The 24,386-nt window shown below is 67.0% G+C and carries 26 protein-coding genes and 1 tRNA gene; 21 read left to right on the top strand and 6 right to left on the bottom strand.

Annotated features, from left to right (window positions below; translation table 11 throughout):
* Positions 1–68 precede the first annotated feature (68 nt).
* The 6 genes from rpsF to JGR78_RS15645 all read left to right on the top strand — a co-directional run bounded on the left by rpsF (position 69) and on the right by JGR78_RS15645 (position 3,836).
* Entirely contained in the window at positions 69–542 is a 474-nt protein-coding gene (gene rpsF, locus JGR78_RS15670) for a 30S ribosomal protein S6 (protein ID WP_182803460.1), read from the top strand.
* Positions 543–560: 18 nt separating this feature from the next.
* Positions 561–788, top strand: coding sequence for a 30S ribosomal protein S18 (gene rpsR / locus JGR78_RS15665; protein ID WP_182790980.1), 228 nt, complete (start codon positions 561–563; stop codon positions 786–788).
* A gap of 11 nt (positions 789–799) precedes the next feature.
* On the top strand, positions 800–1,387 hold the full coding sequence (gene rplI, locus JGR78_RS15660) for a 50S ribosomal protein L9 (protein ID WP_182790981.1): 588 nt from the start codon (positions 800–802) through the stop codon (positions 1,385–1,387).
* 123 nt (positions 1,388–1,510) lie between these two features.
* Positions 1,511–1,726 carry a hypothetical protein gene (locus tag JGR78_RS15655; RefSeq protein ID WP_182803462.1) on the top strand — a complete coding sequence of 72 codons (216 nt, stop codon included), beginning with the start codon at positions 1,511–1,513 and terminating at the stop codon, positions 1,724–1,726.
* A gap of 97 nt (positions 1,727–1,823) precedes the next feature.
* Complete coding sequence (locus JGR78_RS15650) at positions 1,824–2,669, top strand: hypothetical protein (protein ID WP_182803464.1); 846 nt, start codon at positions 1,824–1,826, stop codon at positions 2,667–2,669.
* 69 nt (positions 2,670–2,738) lie between these two features.
* Entirely contained in the window at positions 2,739–3,836 is a 1,098-nt protein-coding gene (locus JGR78_RS15645; protein ID WP_182790984.1) for a YihY/virulence factor BrkB family protein, read from the top strand.
* A gap of 45 nt (positions 3,837–3,881) precedes the next feature.
* Here the strand turns inward: JGR78_RS15645 and tig are convergent, their stop codons facing one another.
* Complete coding sequence (gene tig, locus JGR78_RS15640; protein WP_182790985.1) at positions 3,882–5,216, bottom strand: trigger factor; 1,335 nt, start codon at positions 5,214–5,216, stop codon at positions 3,882–3,884.
* 191 nt (positions 5,217–5,407) lie between these two features.
* Between tig and JGR78_RS15635 the strand changes: the two genes are divergently transcribed.
* Positions 5,408–6,247 (top strand): glycosyltransferase, encoded by an 840-nt coding sequence (locus tag JGR78_RS15635; RefSeq protein WP_182790986.1) that lies wholly within the window; start codon positions 5,408–5,410, stop codon positions 6,245–6,247.
* 60 nt (positions 6,248–6,307) lie between these two features.
* Here JGR78_RS15635 and JGR78_RS15630 read toward each other — a convergent pair.
* A tRNA-Leu gene (locus JGR78_RS15630) sits at positions 6,308–6,392 on the bottom strand.
* Positions 6,393–6,456: 64 nt separating this feature from the next.
* Positions 6,457–8,055 (bottom strand): NAD(P)H-hydrate dehydratase, encoded by a 1,599-nt coding sequence (locus JGR78_RS15625; RefSeq protein ID WP_182790987.1) that lies wholly within the window; start codon positions 8,053–8,055, stop codon positions 6,457–6,459.
* Positions 8,056–8,193: 138 nt separating this feature from the next.
* Between JGR78_RS15625 and JGR78_RS15620 the strand changes: the two genes are divergently transcribed.
* The 7 genes from JGR78_RS15620 to gap all read left to right on the top strand — a co-directional run bounded on the left by JGR78_RS15620 (position 8,194) and on the right by gap (position 15,209).
* Positions 8,194–8,532, top strand: a complete 339-nt coding sequence (locus JGR78_RS15620) for a P-II family nitrogen regulator (RefSeq protein ID WP_090752357.1) — start codon at positions 8,194–8,196, stop codon at positions 8,530–8,532.
* Between the two features lie 48 nt (positions 8,533–8,580).
* Positions 8,581–9,996, top strand: coding sequence for a type I glutamate--ammonia ligase (gene glnA, locus JGR78_RS15615; RefSeq protein WP_182790988.1), 1,416 nt, complete (start codon positions 8,581–8,583; stop codon positions 9,994–9,996).
* 131 nt (positions 9,997–10,127) lie between these two features.
* A complete protein-coding gene (locus tag JGR78_RS15610) occupies positions 10,128–11,297 on the top strand; it encodes a zinc-dependent alcohol dehydrogenase (RefSeq protein WP_182790989.1) in 1,170 nt (389 codons plus the stop codon).
* A gap of 109 nt (positions 11,298–11,406) precedes the next feature.
* Positions 11,407–12,714: an adenylosuccinate lyase gene (gene purB / locus JGR78_RS15605; RefSeq protein WP_182790990.1), complete on the top strand. Its 1,308-nt coding sequence runs from the start codon at positions 11,407–11,409 to the stop codon at positions 12,712–12,714.
* A 67-nt stretch (positions 12,715–12,781) separates the two neighbouring features.
* Positions 12,782–13,804 (top strand): flagellar motor switch protein FliG, encoded by a 1,023-nt coding sequence (locus tag JGR78_RS15600; protein WP_182803466.1) that lies wholly within the window; start codon positions 12,782–12,784, stop codon positions 13,802–13,804.
* A 134-nt stretch (positions 13,805–13,938) separates the two neighbouring features.
* Positions 13,939–14,082 carry a hypothetical protein gene (locus tag JGR78_RS15595; RefSeq protein ID WP_182790992.1) on the top strand — a complete coding sequence of 48 codons (144 nt, stop codon included), beginning with the start codon at positions 13,939–13,941 and terminating at the stop codon, positions 14,080–14,082.
* A gap of 107 nt (positions 14,083–14,189) precedes the next feature.
* Entirely contained in the window at positions 14,190–15,209 is a 1,020-nt protein-coding gene (gap, locus tag JGR78_RS15590; protein ID WP_182803468.1) for a type I glyceraldehyde-3-phosphate dehydrogenase, read from the top strand.
* A 61-nt stretch (positions 15,210–15,270) separates the two neighbouring features.
* Here the strand turns inward: gap and JGR78_RS15585 are convergent, their stop codons facing one another.
* On the bottom strand, positions 15,271–15,576 hold the full coding sequence (locus tag JGR78_RS15585; protein ID WP_234450784.1) for an antibiotic ABC transporter: 306 nt from the start codon (positions 15,574–15,576) through the stop codon (positions 15,271–15,273).
* A gap of 149 nt (positions 15,577–15,725) precedes the next feature.
* Between JGR78_RS15585 and pyrC the strand changes: the two genes are divergently transcribed.
* The 7 genes from pyrC to JGR78_RS15550 all read left to right on the top strand — a co-directional run bounded on the left by pyrC (position 15,726) and on the right by JGR78_RS15550 (position 22,825).
* The gene (pyrC, locus tag JGR78_RS15580) at positions 15,726–16,769 is read left to right on the top strand and encodes a dihydroorotase (protein WP_182803470.1); all 1,044 of its coding nucleotides are present in this window, start codon (positions 15,726–15,728) and stop codon (positions 16,767–16,769) included.
* A complete protein-coding gene (locus tag JGR78_RS15575; RefSeq protein ID WP_182790995.1) occupies positions 16,766–17,434 on the top strand; it encodes an orotate phosphoribosyltransferase in 669 nt (222 codons plus the stop codon). Before pyrC ends, JGR78_RS15575 begins: the two co-directional genes overlap by 4 nt.
* Positions 17,435–17,572: 138 nt before the next feature.
* A complete protein-coding gene (locus JGR78_RS15570; protein ID WP_182790996.1) occupies positions 17,573–19,066 on the top strand; it encodes a replicative DNA helicase in 1,494 nt (497 codons plus the stop codon).
* On the top strand, positions 19,057–19,407 hold the full coding sequence (locus JGR78_RS15565; protein WP_182790997.1) for a DMT family protein: 351 nt from the start codon (positions 19,057–19,059) through the stop codon (positions 19,405–19,407). The genes JGR78_RS15570 and JGR78_RS15565 overlap by 10 nt, the downstream gene beginning before the upstream one ends.
* 120 nt (positions 19,408–19,527) lie before the next feature.
* Entirely contained in the window at positions 19,528–20,925 is a 1,398-nt protein-coding gene (locus JGR78_RS15560; RefSeq protein ID WP_182803473.1) for a short-chain fatty acyl-CoA regulator family protein, read from the top strand.
* 189 nt (positions 20,926–21,114) lie between these two features.
* Positions 21,115–22,341, top strand: coding sequence for a DUF5930 domain-containing protein (locus JGR78_RS15555; RefSeq protein WP_182790999.1), 1,227 nt, complete (start codon positions 21,115–21,117; stop codon positions 22,339–22,341).
* Positions 22,331–22,825 (top strand): polymer-forming cytoskeletal protein, encoded by a 495-nt coding sequence (locus JGR78_RS15550; protein ID WP_182791000.1) that lies wholly within the window; start codon positions 22,331–22,333, stop codon positions 22,823–22,825. Before JGR78_RS15555 ends, JGR78_RS15550 begins: the two co-directional genes overlap by 11 nt.
* Positions 22,826–22,875: 50 nt before the next feature.
* Here the strand turns inward: JGR78_RS15550 and JGR78_RS15545 are convergent, their stop codons facing one another.
* Complete coding sequence (locus tag JGR78_RS15545) at positions 22,876–23,820, bottom strand: DUF2189 domain-containing protein (protein WP_182803476.1); 945 nt, start codon at positions 23,818–23,820, stop codon at positions 22,876–22,878.
* Positions 23,817–24,338 (bottom strand): pantetheine-phosphate adenylyltransferase, encoded by a 522-nt coding sequence (coaD, locus tag JGR78_RS15540; protein ID WP_182791002.1) that lies wholly within the window; start codon positions 24,336–24,338, stop codon positions 23,817–23,819. Before coaD ends, JGR78_RS15545 begins: the two co-directional genes overlap by 4 nt.
* Between the last annotated feature and the right edge of the window lie 48 nt (positions 24,339–24,386).

Here is a 24,386-nt window from a genome sequence, read left to right as displayed (position 1 = left end):
TCTCGTGGCGGGGCGCGGAAGGGATCTTACCCGCCTATGAAGCGCGCCCGAGACGAGAAGGGATTGCCATGCCGCTTTACGAGCATGTGCTGATCGCCCGCCAGGACCTGTCGAACGCGCAGGCCGAAGGGCTGATCGAACATTTCTCGACCGTGCTGGCCGACAACGGTGGCACCGTCAGGGAAAGCGAATACTGGGGCGTTCGCACGCTTGCCTACAAGATCAACAAGAACCGCAAGGGCCATTACGCCTTCCTGCGTTCGGACGCGCCCTCGGCCGCCGTGCAGGAGATGGAGCGTCTCGCCCGCCTGCATGACGACGTGATGCGTGTGCTGACCGTCCGCGTGGACGAGCATGCGGAAGGCCCCTCGGTCCAGATGCAGCGCCGCGACGACCGCGAGCGTGGTGATCGTGGGGACCGTGGTGATCGTGGCGAGCGCCGTGACGGTGACCGCCGGGACGGCGACCGTGGCGAGCGCCGCGAATCGCGCGGCGAGGATCGTGGGGATCGCGAGCGCGCCCCCCGCGGCGACCGTTTCTGATCGTAAAGGAGCGACATCATGGCGACCAAACCGTTTTTCCGCCGCCGCAAGGTCGATCCGTTCGGGAGCGACAACGCGCCCGCGATCGACTACAAGGACACCCGCCTGCTGCAGCGCTATATCAGCGAACGCGGCAAGATCGTGCCGTCGCGGATCACCGCCGTCTCGGCCAAGAACCAGCGCAAGCTGGCGCAGGCGATCAAGCGCGCGCGCTTCCTTGCGCTGCTGCCTTACGCCGTGAAGTGAGGATCTGACCGATGCAAGTCATTCTTCTGGAACGCGTGGCCAAGCTGGGCCAAATGGGCGAGGTGGTGCGGGTCAAGGAAGGCTTCGCCCGCAATTATCTGCTGCCGCAGGGCAAGGCGATGCGCGCGTCCGACGCCAACATCGCTGCCTTTGAAGTCCGCAAGGCCGAACTGGCCAGCCGCAACGACGAGACCCGCGCGGAAGCGCAGCGCATCGCCGAAAAGCTGGACGGGGCGAGTTTTGTCGTCATCCGTTCGGCCTCGGACGCCGGCGCTCTCTATGGCTCGGTCACGCCGCGTGACATCGCCGAGGCAGCCGCCGCCGATGGGTTCCAGGTCGAGCGCCGCCAGATCGTTCTGGCCGAGCCGATCAAGGATCTGGGCCTGCACGACGTGACGGTCCACCTGCACCCCGAGGTCGAGGCGAAGATCACCCTGAACGTCGCCCGCTCGCCCGAAGAGGCCGAGCTGCAGGCGACGGGCCGCTCGATCCAGGATCTGGCCGCCGAGGAAGACGCCGCCGCCGAATTCGAGATCGCCGAACTGTTCGACGACATCGGCTCGGCCGGCCGCGACGAGGACGACGCCCCCCGCGGCTGATTCCGGCCTTCTTGAAAACTTTGAACCGCGCCGCATCCCGGCGCGGTTTTCTTTTGCGCGAACCTCACCGGAACGCCCCTGCCCCGCCGCAAGTTGGTCTGCCGGACCTGCAAGGAGGCAGTCATGAGCACGCATCCCACCATCCTCGGCGACATGGTCAGGAACGAGGGGGAAAAGGACGACAGAACCTCGCTGGATGTCGAGCGCGACCTCGGCACACCCACCGGCATCGACAGCGACACGATGGATGTCGCCCGCGATCTGGCGATCCCGCCCTCGGACCTGCCCGATGCCGAGCGGCAGCCGGACACCGCCCCCGGACACAAGCAGTCCAAGTGAAGCGGCGCGCGGCTGCGGGAACGATCGGCCGAGCCGATGTGTTGGAGGACCAAAGGGACCGCATCGCCGCAGACGCGGCAGCAGCAAGGAAAACCTCATGTCCGATACCGACAACCTGCCGTCCAACAGCTATATACCCCAGGGCGGGGGCCTTGGCCGGCCGGTGGACCGCCGGCAGGAACGCTACCAGCCCTCGGGGCACAGCGCCCGCCCGATCCCGCCGCATGGCGACGTATCGCCTGACGGGGAACGGATCTGGCCGCAGCCGTCGATGACCTCGCGCGTGCTGGTCTATGGCGGCGCGGCAATCGCCGCGGCCGCCGCGACCGCCGGCGTGGTGCTGGCCGCGCGGAAGGTGGCCGACATGGTGACCGGCGACGACAGGCTTGACCGCGAGGCCGAGGACGCCGCCGAACGGGCGCGGGTCAAGGTCTATGACGAGTCCCGCGGCCGCTACACCGCGCCTCGCATGGCCGCCCTGCCCGAACGCGAGCGCGAGGCCGTGCGCGCCCGTGCCCGCAGCCGGATGCGCGAGGATGACGCCCAGCGCAGCCGGATGCGCGCGGAAGCCCGGCGCAAGCACGGGGGCGACCGCAAGCCTGCCCCTCCGCGCCAGGGGGTTCAGCCCATGGGCTTTCTGGACGATGTCGAACATACCGCCCAGCGGCTGACGCGCACCGTCAACGACGTGGTGAACGGCATCGGCGCGGCGGTCGCGGCCTTCCGGTCGGTCGCAGCCCAAGCCGAAGGCGTGATGCGCGACTTCCATGGCGCAGCCGATCAGGTGCGCGGCTTTCTGGATACCGGGCGCGGCACCGGAACGAACCCCGCGCCGCGCCGCGACCCTTACCGCCGCCCCGCGCGCCGCGACGTGGTCGACCTGCGCGACACGGGCGAACCCGCGCAGGGCGAGGGCGATCCCGCCCGGACCCACCGCCTGTAAGCCCGGTCGTCCGGCATCCCCGATCCGGCCGCGCCTTTCCGGCGCGGCCTTTCCCCACCCGAGGCACCCATGACCGATCCGAAACCCGATGTCTTCGCAGCCTTGTTCGACCCGCTTCCCGAAGGCTGGCGCGAACGCAAGGGGTTGCCGCCCGAACCCGGAGGGTCGAAGCAGGACAGGCCGGAAAAGCCGGGCCACGGGAAGGAGTCCGCAGCCGCGGCTGCCAAGACCGAAAAGGCAAACGAGGCGCCGCCGCCCCGGCGTCCCGGCGCCCCGGAATCGCCCTGGCAGTTGAGCCGGCAAAGCTGGGTCAAGATCGGCAAGCGCGTCGTCACTGAATTCACCGCCGACCGCGTCACCTCGGTCGCGGGCGGCGTCACCTTCTTTGCGCTGCTGGCGCTGTTTCCCGCGATCACGGCGCTGGTGTCGATCTACGGGATGCTCGCCGATCCGGCGACCATCGCCGACAACCTGTCGATGCTGGATCGCATCCTGCCGGAAAGCGCGCTGGAACTGATCTCGGGACAGGTGATCGCCATCGCGTCGGCCCCCACTACATCGCTGTCCATCGCCGGGATCATCGCGATCCTGATTGCCCTGTGGTCCGCCAATGGCGGCATGAAGGCGCTGATCGAGGCGCTGAACATCGCTTGGTTCGAGACCGAGAAGCGCGGCTTCATCAAGCTGAACCTGGTGTCGCTGGCGCTGACCCTCAGCGCGATCGTGGGCGTCATCCTGATGATCGCACTGGTCGCGGTGCTGCCGGTGCTGCTGAACACCGTCCTTGCCGGCAGCGGCGTCGAGACATGGCTGAACTGGCTGCGCTGGCCGATCCTTGCCGGGATGCTGATCCTGGGGCTGGCGGTGATCTACCGCTTCGGCCCCAGCAAGGAAGACCCCCAGTGGCAATGGATTTCCCCCGGCGCGGCCGTGGCGGCGCTGGGGCTGCTGATCGCCTCGATCCTGTTTTCCTGGTACACGGCGAATTTCGCCAACTACAACGAGACTTACGGCTCGCTGGGGGCGGCGGTCGCGATGATGATGTGGCTGTGGATCGCCGCCATCGTGGTCCTCACCGGGGCCGAGGTGAATTCCGAGGTCGAGCGGCAGATCAAGATCGAGAACGGAGTCGAGCCCAAGGACGAGGACGACATGGACCGCAGATGAAAAAGGCCGCCCCAAGGGGCGGCCCTGTCGTTCAAGCCGGGACGATCAGATCTCGTCCAGCGCCTCGAGCGCCTTTTCCAGTTCCTCCTTGGAAACGGAACGGTCCGTCACCTTGGCGCCGGCGATGATGTGATCCACCACCTTGTCTTCGAAGATCGGGGCGCGAAGCTGCTGGCGGGCGCCCTCGTTCTGCTGGATGAACTCGAAGAAGGCGCGTTCCTGTCCGGGGAAGTTCCGGGCCTGGCGCATGACCGCTTGGGTCATTTCCTGGTCCGAGACGTTGATCTCGGCCTTCTGCCCCACATCGGCCAGCAGCAGGCCCAGACGCACGCGGCGCTCGGCCAGCTTCTTGTGCTCGTCCGTCGGCTCGATGGAGCCGTGGTTGTGGCCCTGCTCTTCCGGGTGTTCCTCGTGCCAGAGCTGGTGGGCGATCTGCGCGGCCTCGGCCTCGACCAGCGATTCGGGCAACTCGAAGCTGACCAGCTCGTCCATGCGGTCCAGCAGGGCGCGCTTGACCAGCGCACGGCTTGCGCCCTGGTATTCGGCCGACAGACGCTCGCGGATCTGGGTCTTCAGCGCGTCCAGGCTTTCCGCGCCGAAGCGCTTGGCCAGTTCGTCGTCGATCTCGGCCGCCTTCGGCGACTTGACGGCGTGGATGGTGGTCTCGAAGACCGCGTCCTTGCCCTTGAGATTCGGGGCGCCGTAATCCTCGGGAAAGGTGACGTTGACGTTCACGCTGTCGCCTGCCTTGACGCCAGCCAACTGGTCCTCGAAGCCGGGGATGAAGGACCCCGAGCCCAGCACCAGCGGATAGCCCTCGGCGCTGCCGCCCTCGAATGCCTCACCATCGACCATGCCCTTGAAGTCGATGGTGACCTGGTCGCCCGGCTGCGCGGCCTCGCCCTCGGCGCGGTCCTCGAAGTCTTGGGCGTTCTTTGCCAGGTTCTCCAGCGCCTCGGTCACGGCCGCTTCCTCGGGCTCGACCGTCAGCCGTTCAAGCTCGACCGCCGACAGGTCCACTTCCGGGATCTCGGGCAGCAGCTCGTAGGAGACGTTGACGACCACGTCGTCGCCGTCCTTCCAGCCTTCGCCGTTCTGCATCTCGATCTTCGGCTGCATGGCGGGGCGGACGCTGTTTTCCTGCATATGCGCGCTGATCGCGTCGTCGATGGATTTCTGCATCGCATCGCCCATGACACGCGGGCCGTAGTTCTTCTTCAGCAGCGCCATCGGCACCTTGCCCTTGCGGAAGCCCTTCATCTCGATCTGGGGCTGCGCCTCGGCCAACTGGCGATCGACCTCGGCGGCCAGATCGGCGGCGGGCAGCGTGAACTGGTAGCCGCGCTTGAGACCTTCGTTCAGGGTTTCCTTGACCTGCATGGGCATTCCTTTTGTCATGTCGAAGGGGCCGCGACAGCAGCGGCCGTGCAGTTTGTGCGCCCTTCTAGGGACCCCCGGCCGCGCGCGCAAGCAGCGGCGCCATGCTGTCGCAGGGCGGACTTCACCGGTTCGTGCCTTGTGCTTGCAACCCGGCTGATCCATCGCGGACTGCCCAAACCAGGGATGGCGTGATGAGGATCGTTGGTCTGTGCCGCTTTTCGCTGGTCGGACGGGGCGACTGGCGGGCCACCCGGAAGATGAGGGCGGAGGAGTTCGGGGCAATCGCCTCGGAACGCGCCGCGATGCTCTTCGCCCCCCGCCGGCTGGAAGCGCGGCTTGCCACCTTCGAGCATCTCACCCTTGCCTCGCTGAAGGGGCAGACGGACCCCGACTTCACCTTTGTCGTGCTTGCATCAAGCCTGATGCCCGAGTTCTACCAGGACCGGCTGGAAGCGGTCTGCGCGCAGGTGCCCCAGGTCGTGCTGCGCTATTTCCCCGTGACCAGTGCCGAGGCGGCCCAAGACGCGACCTTCCGGGAACTCGGCATTCCGTATCGCGACACCCTGCAGTTCCGGCTGGATGACGACGACTGCCTTTGCGCCGATTACGTCGAGGTGATGCGACGGCACGCGGCGCCCCTGATGGACGGCCCTGAGGTCTTCGCCGCAAGCCTGACAGGGGTGATGTTCTCGGTCCTGAACGGGCAAAGGCCGGTGATCCATGACTGGCCGGTGGCGTTCTTCAGCGCCGGCGCCGCCATGCGCCATCCCCGGCGCAGCATCTTCCGCTTTGGGCATTACGCGCTGCCGCAAAGGTTTCCGCATCTGACATTGCCGCGCGGGATGGCGCTTGTGACGCATGACGGCAGCAACGACACCGGCGCGCCGAACGAGACCCGGAAAAAGCGCCGCGGCATGACCGAGATGAGTCCATCCGAGATCGGGGCCGTGCGGGACAGGTATTTCCCGTTTCTGACCGAAGCGGGCATGATGGTGGCCGGACTGACCGGCGCGCTTGAAAGGGCTGGCTGATGCGGCATTTCCCGGCCACATGCCGGGCATGACGGCGCGGCGGATGCTTCAAGGGTGGCATGGTGCGGGTAAAGGGACTCGAACCCCCACGCCTTACGGCGCCAGAACCTAAATCTGGTGCGTCTACCAGTTCCGCCACACCCGCATCCCCGGCGCAGCGCGCCGGTCGGGGCCTTGTAGCAAAGCCGCCGGGCGCGCGCGAGAGGAAATCACAGCCCGAGATCGCGGAACACGCCCGGCAACTGGTCGGGCAGGTCGTCGGCGATCAGGCCGGGGCCGAAGCGGCGGGCGGCGGCGGCGTGCAGCCAGGCGCCGGTCGCCGCGGCCTCAATCGGCGGGAAGCCGCGGGCGAGCAGCCCGGTGATGATGCCCGCAAGCACGTCGCCTGTCCCCGCAGTGGCAAGCCAAGGCACGTCCCAGGCGCCAATGACGCGCGGCGGCCCGGACCCGTCCGCCACGACCGTCGCCGCGCCCTTGTGCAGGAGCACGCATCCGACCCCGCGCGCGGCCTCCTGTATCGTCCCGATGAGGCTGCGGCTTGCGTCGACGCTCTTGGGAAGCAGGCGGGCAAACTCGCCGCCATGGGGGGTCAAGACGACCTCGCGGTGCCGGGTCAGATCGAACAGCGCCTGTGGATCGTCGGCAAAGGCGGTGAGCGCGTCGGCATCCAGCACGAGCCTCAGCCCATGGCGCGCGCGGGGATGGTGCAGCGCCGCCTCGACCAGAGCGCGGGCACGCTTCAGCCCAAGGCCCGGGCCGAGGCAGAGGGCGCGGATGCGTTCATCCTCCAGCGCGGCGGTCAAGTCGTCCGGTCCCGCTATGACCCGGCGCATCAGCGCGTCGGGCAGGGCCGGAGTCACGCCGCCCTCCGGCAACCCCAGCGTCACCAGCCCCGCGCCGACGCGCAGAGCGGCCCGCGCGGCCAGCCGCGCCGCGCCGGCGTGGCTGGCGCCGCCCGACAGCACCAGCGCATGGCCGTGGTCGTATTTGTGCTGCCCCGCGTCCTTGGCGAGCGCGGGCGCAGAGGGCGGCAGATGGCGGGTCCACAAGAGGGGATACTGGTTGAACCTGCGCGAGCCGGGACCGGAGAAGCGCATCCATTCGTTGTGCAGCCCAAGATCGGCAACCATCACCCGGCCCGACAGCAGCGGCCCTTGCCCCAGCACATGGCCGGGACGGGCGCGATGGAACGTGACCGTCAGTTCCGCCGCCGGCTCGGCGGAATCGGCCGCGCCGCTGTCGAGGTCGAGCGCGCTGTGGCCATCGACGCAGACCAGATGATCCGAGTTCTCGGCGAAATCGTAGAGGTTGCCATACCAGCCCTGCGGCATCGGATGGCGCGCGCCCGAGCCGAGGATCGCATCAACCGCGACATCGTAGGAGGTTCCGATCATATGGCCGGGGAACTCGCCTTCCGGGTCGGGCGCATCGTCCACCTTGCCCCCGGCCTCGATCAGCCTCTGGCGGGCGGCGGCGGCCTCGGGGGGCTGGCGCGCGGGATCGCCCAGGCCGATCACGTCCACGGACCAGCCCTTCTCGTGCAGCAGCCGGGCGACGATATAGCCGTCGCCGCCGTTCAGCCCCGGCCCGCAGAGGACCACGGCCGAGCCGGGAAACCGCCCGCCCCCCGGCGCAAGCTCGGGCCATGCCTGCTCGATGGCGGCGACCACGGCAGCGCCCGCGATCTCCATCAGCCCGGCACTGGTCGCCGCGCCGCTGGCGAAGACCTCCTGTTCAAAGGCGCGGATGGTGCGGCAGGGCACAAGTTCGGTCCCAGCTTCCGGGTTCGTTCCAAGTTCGATCAACATCTCACCACCCTGCCCAAGATTTGGGCACCTGCTGCCGAATGCCGGAAACCAGGGCAGTCGCCCGGCGCACCGGCATTTACCCCGTCCATCAAACCCGCCACCACACCTTCAAGGCAAGCCGGACAGGAGCAAAGCGCGATGAAGAAGGTCGAAGCCATCATCAAGCCGTTCAAGCTGGACGACGTGAAGGAGGCGCTGCAGGACGCGGGCGTCCAGGGCTTGTCCGTCACCGAGGTCAAGGGCTTCGGCCGCCAGAAGGGCCATACCGAGCTTTACCGCGGCGCCGAATATGTCGTCGATTTCCTGCCCAAGGTGAAGATCGAGATGGTGCTGCCCGACGACCTGGTCGATGCCGCCATCGAGGCGATCATCGGCGCCGCCCGCACCGACAAGATCGGTGACGGCAAGATCTTCGTTTCCCCCGTCGAGCAGGCGATCCGCATCCGCACCGGGGAAACCGGCGACGACGCCGTCTGAGCCGAAATCCTACCCACGAACCCGCAACCACGCGGCAAGGAGAAGTTTATGGCCACAAAAACGGTCGCAGAGGTTCTCGACCTCATCAAGTCGGAAGAGGTCGCCTATGTGGACGTCCGCTTCACCGACCCCAAGGGCAAGCTGCAGCATGTCACGCTGGACGTGGACCTGATCGACGAGGACTGGTTCGAGGAAGGCTTCATGTTCGACGGCTCCTCCATCGCCGGGTGGAAGTCGATCGACCAGTCGGACATGAAGCTGATGGCCGATCCTTCCTCGGCCTATATCGACCCTTTCTACGCCGAAAAGACGCTGTGCCTGCATTGCAACGTGGCCGAGCCCGACACGGGCGAGCCTTATGACCGCGACCCGCGCAGCACCGCCGTCAAGGCCGAGGCCTATCTGAAATCGACCGGCATCGGCGATGCCTTCTACTGCGGTCCCGAGGCCGAGTTCTTCATCTTCGACGACGTGCGCTATTCGGTGACGCCGCAGAAGGTCAGCTTCCAGATCGACGCCCATGCCGCCGCTTGGAACACCGACGCTGAATACGACAGCGGCAACCAGGCGCATCGCGCGGGCTTCAAGGGCGGGTATTTCCCCGTGAATCCGATCGACGAGGGGCAGGACATCCGGTCCGAGATGCTGTCCACCATGAAGCGCATGGGCATCAAGGTAGACAAGCACCACCACGAGGTCGCCACCTGCCAGCACGAGCTGGGGATGATCTTCGGCGGGCTGGTGGAACAGGCCGACAACATCCAGAAATACAAATACGTGATCCACAACGTGGCCCACGCCTATGGCAAGAGCGTGACCTTCATGCCGAAGCCGATGAAGGGCGACAACGGCTCGGGCATGCACGTCAACATGTCGATCTGGAAGGACGGCCGCCCGCTGTTTGCCGGCGACCGCTATGCCGATCTGTCGCAGGAAGCCCTGTGGTTCATCGGTGGCATCCTGAAGCACGCGAAGGCGCTGAACGCGATCACCAACCCCTCGACCAACAGCTACAAGCGGCTGATTCCGGGCTTCGAGGCCCCGGTGCTGCGCGCCTATTCCGCCCGCAACCGCTCGGGGGCGGTCCGCATCCCGTGGACCGAGTCGCCGAAGGCCAAGCGCGTCGAGGCCCGCTTTCCCGATCCCTCCGCCAACCCCTATCTCGCCTTCGCGGCGCTGCTGATGGCGGGGCTGGACGGAATACGGGGCAAGATCGACCCCGGCCCGGCCTCGGACAAGGATCTCTATGACCTGCCGCCCGAGGAACTGGCCGAGATCCCAACCGTCTGCGGGTCCTTGCGCGAGGCGCTGGAGGAGCTGGAGAAGGACATGGACTTCCTGCTGCAGGGCGACGTCTTCACCCGCGACCAGCTGGAAAGCTACATCCGGCTCAAGTGGGAAGAGGTCTATGCCTTCGAGCATACTCCCCATCCCATCGAATACGCGATGTATTACAGCTGCTGATCCCAGCGGCAGGATGATGCGGAAGGGCGCCCCATGCGGGCGCCCTTTTCTGTCGCGCCCGTCACAACAAAGTTCAGCGGAACACCTCCGCCGTCGCCGCCGTTCGGCTGGCACAACAGTTGGAGGCATGAATGCGCGCGATCACCTTTCAGGGCACCGGCAAGGTCCAGGTGGACAACGTCGACGACCCCACTATCGAGGATCAGGGCGATGTCGTCCTGAAGGTCACCAGCACCGCCATCTGCGGCTCGGACCTGCATCTTTACGACGGCTTCATCCCCGAGATGCGGAAAGGCGACATCCTCGGTCACGAGTTCATGGGCGAGATCGTCGCTGTCGGCTCGGGCGTGACCAGGTTCAAGCAGGGGGACCGGGTGCTGGTGCCCTTCAACATCGCCTGCGGGCAGTGCGACTTCTGCCGCGTCGATGCCTTTGCGCTGTGCGACAACACCAACCCCGACCACGAGAAGGTGGACGCGCTCTATGGCCAGTCTCCCGGCGGGATGTTCGGCTATTCGCATCTCTTCGGCGGTTATGCCGGTGGACAGGCGGAATACGTGCGCGTCCCCCATGCCGACGTGGGACTGGTCGCCGTTCCCGAAAGCCTGCCCGACGAAAAGGTGCTGTTCCTGACCGACATCTTCCCGACCGGCTATCAGGCGGTCGAGCAGGTCGGCACCGGCCCCGGCGATCTGGTCGCGATCTGGGGCGCGGGCCCCGTGGGGCAGTTCGCCATCCGCTCGGCCTTCATGCTGGGGGCCGAGCGGGTCTTCGCGCTGGATTTCGAGGAAGGGCGGCTCGACATGGCCCGCAAGGCGGGGGCCGAGACGATCAACCTGTCGAAAGAGGACAGCTACGAGCGGCTGCTGGACCTGACCGGGGGCAAGCTGCCCAACCGCTGCATCGACGCCGTGGGGCTGGAAGCGCATGGCGCATCCGTCATCGGCAACATCTACGACAAGGCCAAGGCAGCCATGATGCTGGAAACCGACCGGCCGAACGCACTGCGCGATGCGATCATGTGCTGCCGCAAGGGCGGCGCGGTGTCGATCCCCGGCGTCTATGCGGGCGTGGCCGACAAGTTCCCCATCGGCGCGGCCTTCGGCAAGGGGCTGATGATGCGCGGCGGCCAGACCCACACCCGCGCCTATATGGAGCGCCTGCTCAAGCGCGTCGAGGCGGGCGAGATCGACCCCAGCACCATCATAACCCACCGCGGCACGCTGGAGGACGGGCCGGGCTTCTACGAGAATTTCCGTGACAAGCGCTCGGAATACATCAAATGCGTGATGACGCCCTGACGGACGCCTGACCAAGGCCGGGCTAAGCTGCCCGGCCCGATTCGGTTGCACTGCCGGCGTGGGGGGTTCTAAGAGGCAGGCGAACGCTCCCGCGACGGAAGGCCCCGCCATGATCCCCCGCTATTCCCGCCCCGAGATGGTGGCCATCTGGTCGCCGGAAACCAAGTTCCGCATCTGGTACGAGATCGAGGCCCATGCCTGCGATGCCCAGGCCGACCTTGGAGTGATCCCGCGCGAGAACGCCGAGGCCGTGTGGAAGGCGAAAGACGTCCAGTTCGACGTCGCCCGCATCGACGAGATCGAGGCCGTCACCAAGCATGACGTCATCGCCTTCCTCACGCATCTGGCCGAGCATATCGGCGCGGATGAAGCCCGCTTCGTCCACCAGGGCATGACCTCGTCAGACGTGCTCGACACCACGCTGAACGTCCAGTTGGTGCGCGCCGCCGACATCCTGCTGGACGACATGGACCGGGTGCTCGCCGCGCTGAAGACCCGCGCCTTCGAGCACAAGGATACGGTGCGGATCGGCCGCAGCCACGGCATTCATGCCGAGCCCACGACGATGGGCCTGACCTTCGCCCGCTTCTACGCGGAAATGGCCCGCGGCCGCGAACGGCTGGAACGTGCCCGCGAGGAGGTCGCGACCGGCGCGGTCTCGGGCGCCGTCGGCACCTTCGCCAACATCGACCCGGCCGTCGAGGAACACGTCTGCCGCATGATGGGCCTGCGCCCCGAGCCGATCAGCACGCAGGTCATCCCCCGCGACCGCCACGCGATGTTCTTCGCCACGCTGGGCGTCATCGCGTCGTCCATCGAGAACATCGCCATCGAATTCCGCCACATGCAGCGCACCGAGGTGCTGGAGGCGGAGGAGTATTTTTCGCCCGGCCAGAAGGGCTCGTCCGCGATGCCCCACAAGCGCAACCCGGTTCTGACGGAAAACCTGACGGGCCTTGCGCGCCTCGTCCGCATGGCCGTGGTGCCGGCGATGGAGAACGTGGCGCTCTGGCACGAACGCGACATCAGCCATTCCTCGGTCGAACGCGCCATCGGGCCGGATGCCACGGTCACGCTGGACTTCGCCCTGAACCGTCTGGCGGGCGTGATCGAGAAGCTGGTGATCTACCCCGAGAACATGCTGAGGAATATGAACAAGTTCAAAGGGCTGGTCATGTCCCAGCGCGTGTTGCTGGCGCTGACGCAGGCCGGTGTCAGCCGCGAGGATGCTTACCGCTTGGTCCAGTGCAATGCCATGAAGGTCTGGGAACAGGGCGCCGACTTCCGCGAGGAACTGCTGGCCGATCCCGAAGTGACGGCGGCGCTCTCGCCTGCCGAGATCGAGGAAAAGTTCGACCTCGGCTATCACACCAAGCATGTGGACACGATCTTCCGCCGGGTCTTCGGCGCGGCGTGAAGCCGTTAACCTGAGGTTAAGGCCCGTCTGCGAGACTGCCCCCCAGGTCTGATTCACGGGGGCGGACATGCTGAGGGCAGTGCCGGGGTTGTCCCCCCGGCAGAAGGCGGCGGTGGTGGTCCGGGTGATGCTCGCGGACGGGGCGGATCTCGACCTGTCCCGACTGCCGCCCGAGTTGCAGGCGCTTCTGGCGCAGGAAATGGCGGGGATGGAGCTTGTCGACCGCGACACCTGCGACCGGGTGATCGCCGAGTTCTGCGGCCAGTTGGAAGCGGTGGGCGTGACCTTCCCCGGATCGATCGACGGGACGCTCGACATCATCGGCGCGCATCTGTCGGCCGACACCAACAGCCGGCTGCGGCGGATCGCGGCGCTGAACGGCTCGGCAGACCCTTGGGACCGCATCGCCGCGCTGCCCCCCGCGCAACTGGCGGAACTGGCGCGGACCGAGGCCATCGAAGTCGCGGCGGTGATGTTCACCCGCCTGCCCGTCGCCCGTGCGTCAGAGGTCTTCGGGCTGCTCGACCCCGCGCTTGCCCGCCAGATCGCCTATGCGATGTCGCTGACAGCCGGGATCGAGGCGCCTGCCCTGCGGCGCATCGGGCTGGCGCTGATGCGCGCCGTGGACGCCCTGCCCCGGCCCGCCATCGAAGGTCAACCGGTCGAAAAGGTCGGCGCGATCCTCAACTTCGCCCCGGCGCTGACGCGCGACACGGTGCTGGCGGGGCTGGATCAGGACGATGCCGATTTCGCCGGCCGCGTCCGCAGGACCATTTTCACCTGGGCCACCATCCCCCGCCGCATCGACCCCCGCGACATCCCCCGCGTCATTCGCGAGGTCGATGCCGCCACCATCACCAAGGCCCTTGCCGGCGCAACGGGCGAGAATGCCGCAACGGTGGAGTTCCTGTTGTCCGGCCTCAGCACCCGCCTGGCCGACAGCATGCGGGAAGAGATGGAAGGCGCAGGCAAGGTCACGGCCCGCGACGCTGAAGAGGCGATGAGTGCCGTTGTCGCCGCGATCCGGCGGATGGAACAGGCCGGAGAGCTGTTCCTGATCGTCGAGGACGACGAGGGCACCGGCGGATGACGGCATCGCGCACGCTGCGGAAGGGCGATCCGCGGACGAGCCGCCGGGCCGCGGCGCTTGGCCCGCGCCGCCGGCTTGCAGCGGGGCGGGCGGCCCGATTATGACGCGCGCAGGACTTATTCGGGGGCAGAGCCATGACCAACAGCATCGCGCTGGCGCTGGCGCTGATCGTTGTCGGGTTCTTCGTTCTCGACGCGGCGGTGCTGCACTGGAACCTGCCGCTGCTGGTCGGGCGGCAGATGCTGTCGTTGATCGAATGGGTCAGCTTCTGGCGCTGAGCGGGCGCTTTTCCCCGGCGGCGCGGGCGGCTGACCCCTTCGACTGATTGCATTTCCCCGCAATCTTGGGCATTGCGTCCCCGCGCAGTCAGCGGTTGGAGGTATTCATGGCAGTCAAGGTAGCGATCAACGGCTTCGGCCGGATCGGTCGGAACGTGTTGCGGGCGATCGTGGAATCGGGCCGCACCGATATCGAGGTCGTGGCCATCAACGATCTCGGCCCCGTCGAAACGAACGCGCATCTGCTGCGCTACGACTCGGTCCACGGCCGCTTCCCGGCGCAGGTGACCACCACCGCTGACAGCATCGACGTGGGCCGCGGCCCGATCCGCGTCACCGCCGAGCGTGATCCGGCCAAGCTGCCGTGGCAGGACGTGGACGTGGCGCTGGAATGCACCGGCATCTTCACCGACGGCCAGAAGGCCGCGATCCATCTGCAGAACGGCTCGAAGCGCGTGCTGGTCTCGGCCCCCGTCTCGGGCGAATGGTCCACCGACCGCGCGCTGAAGACCATCGTCTATGGCGTGAACCACGACACGCTGGAATCGGAAGACCACGTCGTCTCGAACGCCTCCTGCACGACGAACTGCCTGTCGCCCGTGGCCTATGTCCTGAACGAGGCGGTGGGCATCACCCGCGGCTTCATGACCACGATCCACAGCTATACCGGCGACCAGCCGACGCTGGACACGATGCATAAGGATCTTTACCGCGCCCGCGCCGCGGCGCTGTCGATGATCCCGACCTCGACGGGCGCGGCCAAGGCCGTGGGCCTGGTGCTGCCCGACCTCAAGGGCAAGCTCGACGGCGTGGCGATTCGGGTGCCGACCCCCAACGTCTCGGTCGTGGACCTGACCTTCGAGGCCGCCCGCGACACCTCGGTCGAGGAGATCAACGCGGCGATCAAGTCGGCCGCGGACGGCAGGCTCAAGGGCGTGCTGGGCTACACCGAGGAGTCGCTGGTTTCGATCGACTTCAACCACGATCCCCATTCCTCGGTCTTCCACATGGACCAGACCAAGGTGCTGGAAGGCAAGCTGGTCCGCATCCTGTCCTGGTACGACAACGAATGGGGCTTCTCGAACCGCATGTCCGACACCGCGGTCGCCATGGGCAAGCTGATCTGAATCCCTGCCCCATGAATGACAAAGGCCCGGCAACCGCCGGGCCTTTTCGCTTTCCGCCGCCTCAGAGCCGGGTGCCGAGCCGTCTGGCATTGGCCCGCGTCCGCCGCCCGTAAGGCTTCAGTGCCGCTGCGAGGATCTGGTCGGCCCGCGCCCCGCGCGCCGCCGAGCGGAAGGCCGCGCCGAAGGATTCGCGCACCGCGTCGGTCTTTTCCGATACCATCAGCGTGTTCTCGTTCTTGCCATGCGGCAGCAGTCCCAGCATCCCCGCAGTCCGCAGGGTCATGACGAACTGGGCCTCGATCCCCATCCGCATCATGTCGCCCCAGAGTTTCGCCGAAGGCACAAGCGCGCCAATCATCATGTTCATCAAAGACATCCTTTCGAATTGATCTGCGTCATTGCTGCCGAAGCTGAGGGACGATGGTCAAACACGCCACTCAGCCTTTTGGACAGGGAATCGGTCAGGCGCAGTCCCACCGCTGGCTAACGCGATATGGTTCGTTATAGATGCAGGTCATGAACAACTTCTTGCGACTTCGCCGGCCTGACGATTGGCATCTGCACCTGCGGGACCAGCAAATGCTGGCCGCCGTGGCCCCCTGGTCGGCCGATCTGGGGCGCGCGATCATCATGCCGAACCTTGTTCCTCCGGTAGTTACGGGGTCCGAGGCGGCGGCCTATCGCGACCGGATCACGGCCGCGCTGCCCGAAAACGCGACGTTGCGTCCGTTGATGACGCTTTACCTGACCGAAGCCACCGATCCGGCTGATGTGGTAGGCGCCCACGCCCAAGGAATCATCTCGGCGGTCAAGCTTTACCCGGCGGGCGCGACCACCAACTCGGCCAGCGGCGTGCGTGATTTCGACCGGGTGCGGCCCGTTTTCGAGGCCATGGCAGAGGCGGGCGTCCCCCTTTGCGTCCATGGCGAGGTGACGGACCCCGCCGTGGACATCTTCGACCGCGAGGCCGTCTTCATCGACCGCGTCCTTGACCCGATTCGCCGCGCCACCCCAAGCCTGCGGGTGGTGATGGAACACGTCACGACTTCGGACGGCGTGGATTACGTCCGCGCGGGTGGCGACATCGGGGCCACGATCACGACGCATCACCTCGTCATCAACCGCAACCACATCCTCGCGGGCGGCATCCGGCCGCATTACTACTGCCTGCCCGTCGCCAAGCGCGAATCCCACCGGCTGGCGCTGGTCGAGGCCGCGACCTCGGGCGATCCGCGCTTTTTCAGCGGCACCGACAGCGCCCCCCATCCCGACCGCGCCAAGGAAAGCGCCTGCGGCTGCGCCGGCTGCTTCACTGCCCCGAACTGGCTGTCCATCTGCGCCCATGTCTTCGAGGAAGCCGGCGCAATCGACCGGCTGGAAGCCTTCACCAGCCTGAACGGCCCGGCTTTCTACCGCCTGCCCCCGAACAAGGACCACATCCGCCTGGTCCGCCGCGACGAGCCCGCGGTCTTCCCCGACCGTATCGAGGCGGGCGGCGAGACCGTAACGGTCTTCGACCCCGGCTTCCCCTTGTTCTGGCATATCGAGACCGACGCATGACCCTGAGCTTCCCCACCCGCGAGGAGATCGCCCGCCTCTCGGCCCGGATGCTGCTGGAGATCAGGGCCGTGCATTTCTCGGCCGAGCCCTTCACCTATGCCTCGGGGCTCAAGGGGCCGACCTATATCGACTGCCGCAAGCTGATCTCCTACCCCCGCATCCGGGGCACACTGATGGATTTCATGGCGGCCACCGTCTGCCGCGACGCGGGCTTCGAAGCTTTCGACAACATCGCAGGCGGCGAGACCGCGGGCATCCCCTTTGCCGCGCTGGTGGCGGAACGGCTGGGCCTGCCCATGACCTATGTCCGCAAGAAGCCCAAGGGCTATGGCCGCAATGCCCGGATCGAGGGCGAGATGCGCGAAGGCCAGCGCGTGCTGCTGGTCGAGGACCTGACCACCGACGGCGGATCGAAGCTGTCCTTCGTGGACGCCATCCGCGAGACGGGGGCCACCTGCGCCCATACGGCGGTGATCTTCTACTACGGCATTTTCCCCGAGACGACGCAGCGTCTGGCCGATCATGGTGTAAGGCTGCATCACCTGTGCACCTGGTGGGACGTGCTGGAAGAAGCCAAGGCGCAGGGGTCTTTCGACAGTGCAACCCTTTCCGAAGTCGAAGCTTTCCTGACCGACCCGCGCGGCTGGCAGGCAGCTCATTCCTGATTCACCCACTGAGTTGTCCACAATTTCGCCGGTTATCCACAGCTTTCCCCCGGCCTGCCCCGCGCGATACGGGGCGTGATCGTGGACCCCCGCCCCCTGTCATGAGATAGTCGGGCGCACCCGAGTCGAGGACATGAGATGAACGAGCTTCGCGCGCTCACGCCCCGCCCTGTGGCGGGTGCCGATGAGTCCGATACCCCCTCCGTGCCCTTCTCGATCGAGGCCGAACAGCAGCTTCTGGGCGCACTGCTGACCAACAACGACGTGTTCGATTCGATCACCCGCCTGATCCGGGCCGAGCATTTCTACGACCCCGTCCACCGCCGCATCTTCGAGCTGTGTTCGGAACGCATCGTCAGGAACGCCCTGGCCAGCCCGGTGACGATCAAGGCCTTCATGGAACATGACGCGGGGCTGAAGGAACTGGGCGGCCCCGCCTATCTCGCGCGTCTGGCCGGGGCGGCGGTCTCCTCCTACGCCGCGCGCGATTATGCGAAGATGATCCGCGAGTTCGCCCTGCGGCGCGAACTGATTTCGCTGGGGCAGGAAATCTCGGCCCGTGCCGCGACCGTCGTCATCGATGACGACGCCGAGGAGCAGATCAAGACCGCCGAGCAGACGCTTTACAAGCTGGGCGAGCAGGGCGTGGCGGAACGCGGGTTCCAGTCTTTCCTGCAGGCCGTCACCGGCGCAGTGGAAACCGCAAACGCCGCCTATCAGCGCGGTGGCAAACTGTCGGGGATCTCGACCGGGCTGTCCGATCTGGATGCCAAGCTGGGCGGCCTGAACAAGTCGGACCTGCTGATCCTGGCCGGGCGGCCGTCGATGGGAAAGACCTCGCTTGCGACCAACATCGCCTTCAACGTCGCCAAGGCGCACCGGATGGGCGAGTTGCCCGACGGCAGCCGGGGCACCGTGGACGGCGGCATCGTCGGATTCTTCTCGCTGGAAATGTCGGCGGAACAGCTTGCCGCGCGGATTCTCTCTGAGGCATCGGAAGTGCCCAGCGAGATGATCCGGCGGGGTGAGCTTTCCGAAGAGGAGTTCCGCCGCTTCGTGGAAGCGGCCCATGCGCTGCAGAACTGCCCGCTGTATATCGACGACACGCCGGCGCTGCCGATCAACCAGTTGGCCGCCCGCGCCCGCAAGCTGAAGCGGACGATGGGGTTGGACGTGCTGATCGTGGACTACTTGCAGCTTCTGCGCGCGGCTTCTGCCAAGGACAGCCGCGTGAACGAGGTGAGCGAGATCACGCAAGGGCTCAAGGCCATCGCCAAGGAACTGAACATCCCCGTGATCGCACTGTCCCAGCTTTCCCGTCAGGTCGAGAACCGCGAGGACAAGCGCCCGCAGCTGTCGGATCTGCGCGAATCCGGGTCCATCGAGCAGGACGCCGACATCGTGATGTTCGTCTTTCGAGAGGAATATTACCGCGAGCGCGAGAAGCCCTCGGACCACGACCTCGACAAGATGGCGACCTGGCAGCAGGTGATGGAGCAGGTCCACGGCAAGGCCGAGGTCATCATCGGCAAGCAGCGCCACGGACCCATCGGCTCGGTGGAACTGAGCTTCGAGGGCCGCTTCACCCGCTTCGGCAACCTGGCGCGGAACCACGTCCAGCAATGGGGCTGAGCGTCCCGGCCGTCACCATCGGCCTGCTGATCGCATCCAACCTGTTCATGACCGTCGCCTGGTATGGACATCTCAAGTTCAAGACGGCGCCTCTTTTGATGGTGATTCTCGTCAGTTGGGGCATCGCCTTCTTCGAATATCTGCTGCAGGTGCCCGCGAACCGCATCGGGCACGGGCATTTCAGCGCGGCCCAGTTGAAGACGATCCAGGAGGTCATCAGCCTGACCGTCTTTGCCGGCTTCTCGTGGCTTTACCTCGGCGAGCGGCTGGGGTGGCAGCACGCCGTGGGCTTCGGGCTGATCTGCGCGGGGGCCTGGTTCGTCTTCCACGACTGGGGCTGAGGGACTTTGCAGCGGATGCACGACCGATGCACAGGTGATGCACAGTCGATCTGAACGCCACCCTGCATTTGCGTTTGCAAAACCACCGTGATTTTGCAAACGACGCGGCAGGAGGGATCGATGGCCAACCACAAGATCTACGCCGGCGCCTCGCTGCGCGAGACGCGCAACCGCCACGGGCTGACGCAGCGGGTCTTTGCCGACCGGCTGGGCGTGTCCCTGCCCTATCTCAGCCAGATGGAAAACAACCACCGTCCCGTCTCGGCCGGGGTGCTGCTGCGGCTGGCGTCCGAGTTCTCGGTGGACGTGGGGGCGCTGGCAACGGGGGACGGCGACCGGATGGTGGTCGATCTGGCCGAGGCGCTGGCCGATCCGCTGTTCGCCGCGACGCCGACGCTGGCCGACATGCGGCTGGCCGCGTCCAACACGCCGGGGCTGGTGCGGGCATTTCTGGACCTTTACCGCGCCCATCGCGCCGGGCAGGACCGGCTGGCGGCGCTGGACGAGGCTTTCGGCCCCACGGGCCAGAATGCGCTCACCTCGCCATGGGAGGAGGTGCGCGACTTCTTCCATTACTGCGACAATTACATCGACGCCGTGGACCGCGCCGCCGAACGCTTCGCCTGCCCCGAGGGACGCCGCGCCCCGCCGATGGACCGGGCGCTGGCCGCGCTGGGCGAGCGGGGGATCACCGTCCGCTCGGCCGAGCTTGCGGCGGGATCGGTCTTTCGGCGCGAGGGCGACGTGGTCACGCTGAACACGCTGGCCGATCCCGCCACGCAGGTGTTCCAGTTGCTGAACCTCGTCGCGCGGGAAACGCGGGGCGAGTTGCTGGACGCGACGCTGGACCTTGCGCGGTTCCGCAGCAATGCCGCCCGCGACATCGCCCGGCTGGGGCTGGCCAATTATTTCGCCGGCGCGGCCCTACTGCCCTATCGCGCCTTCCTGGCGGCGGCGCGGGCGGAACGGCACGATCTGGAACGGCTGTCGCATCTCTTCGGCGCCTCGCTGGAGCAGGTGGCGCACCGGCTGTCCACCCTGCAGCGGGCGGGGGAACGCGGCATCCCCTTCTTCTTCGTCCGGGTCGATCAGGCGGGCACCATCACCAAGCGCCATTCCGCCACGCGCCTGCAATTCGCCCGCTTCGGCGGTGCCTGTCCCCTGTGGAACGTGCATCGCGCCTTCGAGACTCCGGGCCGGTTCCTGCGGCAACTGGCGCAGACGCCGGACGGGGTGCGTTACCTGTGCCTGTCGCGCGAGGTGGCCAAGCCCGGCGGGTCCTTCCGCGCGCCCGTGCGGCGCTTTGCCATCTGCCTCGGCTGCGAGATCACCCATGCGCGCGACTTGACCTATGCCGACGATCTCGATGTCGGAAATCCGGCGGGCTACGAGCAGATCGGCGTCAGTTGCCGCATCTGCCCCCGGCAGGACTGCCACCAGCGGTCCGTCCCGGCCATCGACCGCGAGGTGAAGATTCCCGAGGACCGCACCGGTCCCCTGCCCTATGCCATGGCCTGAAAGAGCAAGACACGAGTGGTCGCGCCGCTGTGATTGGGCGGAAACTCTCCACCGGAACGGCTTTCCTGCGCGGGCTTCCGCCGACCCTGCTGCAAAGATTTCGTGAAGCGTTGCAGGTCTGCCACGGTTTCCGCTAGCAAGCCGCAACCGCGAGGCGACCGCCTCGGCCTTCACGAATGGATAACCCCCATGACGCGACCGGCTGTTGACCGTCCCGCAACCATTGCCCCTGTTTCCCCTGCACGCCGCCCGCTGGTCCGGCGGCTCGGCATGGTGGTGGTGGTCGGATGGGCGGCCGCCGCAAGCTCGATCCTGACGCTGGACGCCATGGGCGGGACCGCGCCGCGCAATGCATCCGCGGCGATGGAACAGCAGCTTCAGCAGCTTGCCGCCGAGCGCGACACCCGCGCCGCCGAGGCCGCCGCTGCGCAGAGCCGCTTCACCGCGGCGCTGGACCAGATCTCGGCCATGCAGTCGCACCTGCTGGCATCCGAGGAAAAGCGGCGCGAGCTGGAAAGCGGCATCGGCGCGATCCAGGCCGCGCTGCACGACGTGCAGGCGGAAACCGAGGCGGCGCGCCAGGCCGGAACGATGGACGCCGGGCCGCAGGCCGCCCGTGCCGAGGAAATGTCGGTGGCCTTGGGGGCGCTGTCGAGCGAACTGGCCGCCACCGCCGCGGCAAGGACCGCGGCCAGCCTGCGCGCCGATGCCGCCATCCGCACCGCCGAGGCCATGGCGGTCGAGCGTGACGCCATGCTGAAGCGCAACGAGGAAATCTTTGCCCGGCTGGAAGAAGCCGTCGAGATGTCGGTCAAGCCGCTGGACGAGATGTTCGAGCAGGTCGGCGTGGACAGCGACCGCCTGCTGGCCACCGTGCGCGAGGGCTACGAGGGCACCGGCGGGCCCCTGACGCCCATGGGCTATTCGTCGCGCGGCAATGCCGCCATCAGCGAATCCGAGGCGCGGGCGACCGAGGTCATGGTCTCGCTGGGCAAGGTCAAGGATTACAAGATCGCCGTCAGCAAGCTGCCGCTGGCGATGCCGGTCAAGTCGGCCTTCCGCTTCACCTCGGGTTTCGGTCCGCGCTGGGGCCGCCAGCACCAGGGGCTGGACCTTGCCGGTCCAGTGGGCACCCCGATCTTTTCCACCGCCGACGGTGTCGTGACCTATGCCGGCTGGCAGCGCGGCTATGGCAACCTCATCAAGATCCAGCACGAGCTGGGGACCGAGACCCGCTATGGCCACCTGTCCAAGATCCGGGTGAAAGCCGGGCAGAAGGTCTCGCGCAACAGCCTGATCGGTGATATGGGCAACACTGGCCGCTCGACCGGACCGCATCTGCACTATGAAGTGCGCGTGGACGGGAAGGCCGTGAATCCCATGAGCTTCATCAAGGCCGCACAGAATGTTTTCTAAAACCCGCGTCACCGACCCCGGCCCCCGTGCCCAATCCCAAGAATCGGAAATGAACCGGCCCGCCATGGACATGAAACCCGACTTTCCCCCGCCCGCCGCGATGCGCACCCGGTCAGGGCCGTCGGTCCTGTCCAGCGACCTGACGGTCAAGGGCAACATCACCACCCAGGGCGATGCCCAGATCGAGGGCACGGTGGAAGGCGACATCCGCGCCCACCAGTTGACGGTCGGCGAAAGCGCCACCATCCGGGGCGAGATCGTGGCCGAAGAGATCATCGTGAACGGCCGCGTCGTGGGCCGGGTGCGCGGCCTCAAGGTCCGGCTGTCGGCAACCGCGCGGGTGGAAGGCGACATCGTCCACAAGACCATCGCCATCGAATCGGGCGCGCATTTCGAAGGCTCGGTCCAGCGGCAGGAAGACCCGCTGGGCAACGGCATCACGCCCAAGCTGGCGCCGCCCGTGTCGGCCGATCTGGACGCCTGATCGTCCTTTGGATCTGAGATGACGGGCGCCTTCGGGCGCCCGGTGTCGTTTCAGTCCCAGTCCTCGGGCGGCAGCAGGTGGCGATACATGTGCCAGCTTGCATGGCCCAGCACCGGCAGGGCCACGAACAGCCCCAGGAACAGCGGCGCGATGCCGGCAAACAGGATCGCCGCGATCGTGACTGCCCAGGCCAGCATCACCAGCGGGTTTGCCGTCACCGCGTCGAAGCTGGCGATGATGGCGCTGACCAGGTCCACCTCGCGGTCGAGGATCAGCGGCAATCCGCCCACGGTCATGCCGAACAGGGCCGCGGCGAAGCCCGCGCCGATAACCGTGCCCAGCGCCAGCATGGTCAGGCCGCGGGGCTGCAGCAGCAGTTCGGGCGAGTTGGTGATGTTCGTCAGCGACTGGATGCCCATGAAGACGGCAAAGATCGTGTGGGCGACAAAGACCCAGAACATGAACATCAGCAGGATTGCCATGGCCATCGACGGCACCTGCCGGTCCTTCTGGGCGAAGACCACGCCCAGCACGCCCGCCCAGTCCAGCGCCTCGCCGGATTCGAGCCTGCGGCTGACCTCGTAGAGACCCACGCCCGCAAAGGGGGCGAGCAGGGGAAAGCCCACGATGAAGGGCATCAGCCACCATTCCTGCCCCGAGGCGGCGGCCACCGCCGTCAGGACCAGCCCGCCCAGCACATAGAAGGCGGCGAAGAACAGCCCGAAGGCCGGGGCGCGGCGGAAATCCGACCAGCCCGCCTTCAGCGAATCGATGATCGCGTCGAAGCCGATCAGCGCGGGTTCAGGAATCCTGTCCGCCGCGATGTCGGCCCGCAGCGAGGCCGGGCTGTAGGGGGTGGACCGTTCGTCATGCGTCGTCAGGCGGGTGAAGTTCGTGCGCCGCGCGCGCGGCTCGGGCGCGGGGTCCGGCGCCGGGTCGGGCATCGGCGGGCGGGTGGGATCGGGGATCGGCCGGGGGGGACGCGGTTCTCTCATCCGGCGGGCTTTCCGCTGCCGGCGGCAAGGGCATAGCGGTCCCGCAGCGCCCGGTTGATCGCCGGTGGCACGAACTTGGACACGTCCCCCCCCAGCCGGGCGATTTCCTTCACCAGCTTCGAGGCGATGGCCTGCCGGCGCGCGTCGGCCATCAGGAACACCGTTTCCACGCTGGAATCGAGCGCGCGGTTCATGCCGACCATCTGGAATTCATATTCAAAATCCGCGACCGCCCGCAGCCCGCGCAGGATCACGCTGGCGCCCACGTCGCGGGCGCAGTCGATCAGCAGGTTCTCGAAGGGGTGGACGACGATCTCGATGCCGGTCGTGCGGGCAACCGCCTCGCATTCGGCCTCGACCATCGCCACGCGCTCTTCCAGCGGGAACAGCGGTCCCTTGTCGCGGTTGATGGCGACGCCGATCACCAGCCGGTCCACCAAGGTGGCGGCCCGCTGGATGATGTCCACATGGCCCAGTGTGATCGGGTCGAAGGTGCCGGGGTAAAGGCCGATCCGCATGGGGCTGCTCCGTTCACGGTTCCGTCACGACGGAAAACGTCAAACTCG

This window comes from Paracoccus sp. MC1862 (assembly GCF_016617715.1).
Classification (GTDB): Bacteria; Pseudomonadota; Alphaproteobacteria; order Rhodobacterales; family Rhodobacteraceae; genus Paracoccus.
This window is presented reverse-complemented; position numbering and strand designations above follow the sequence as displayed.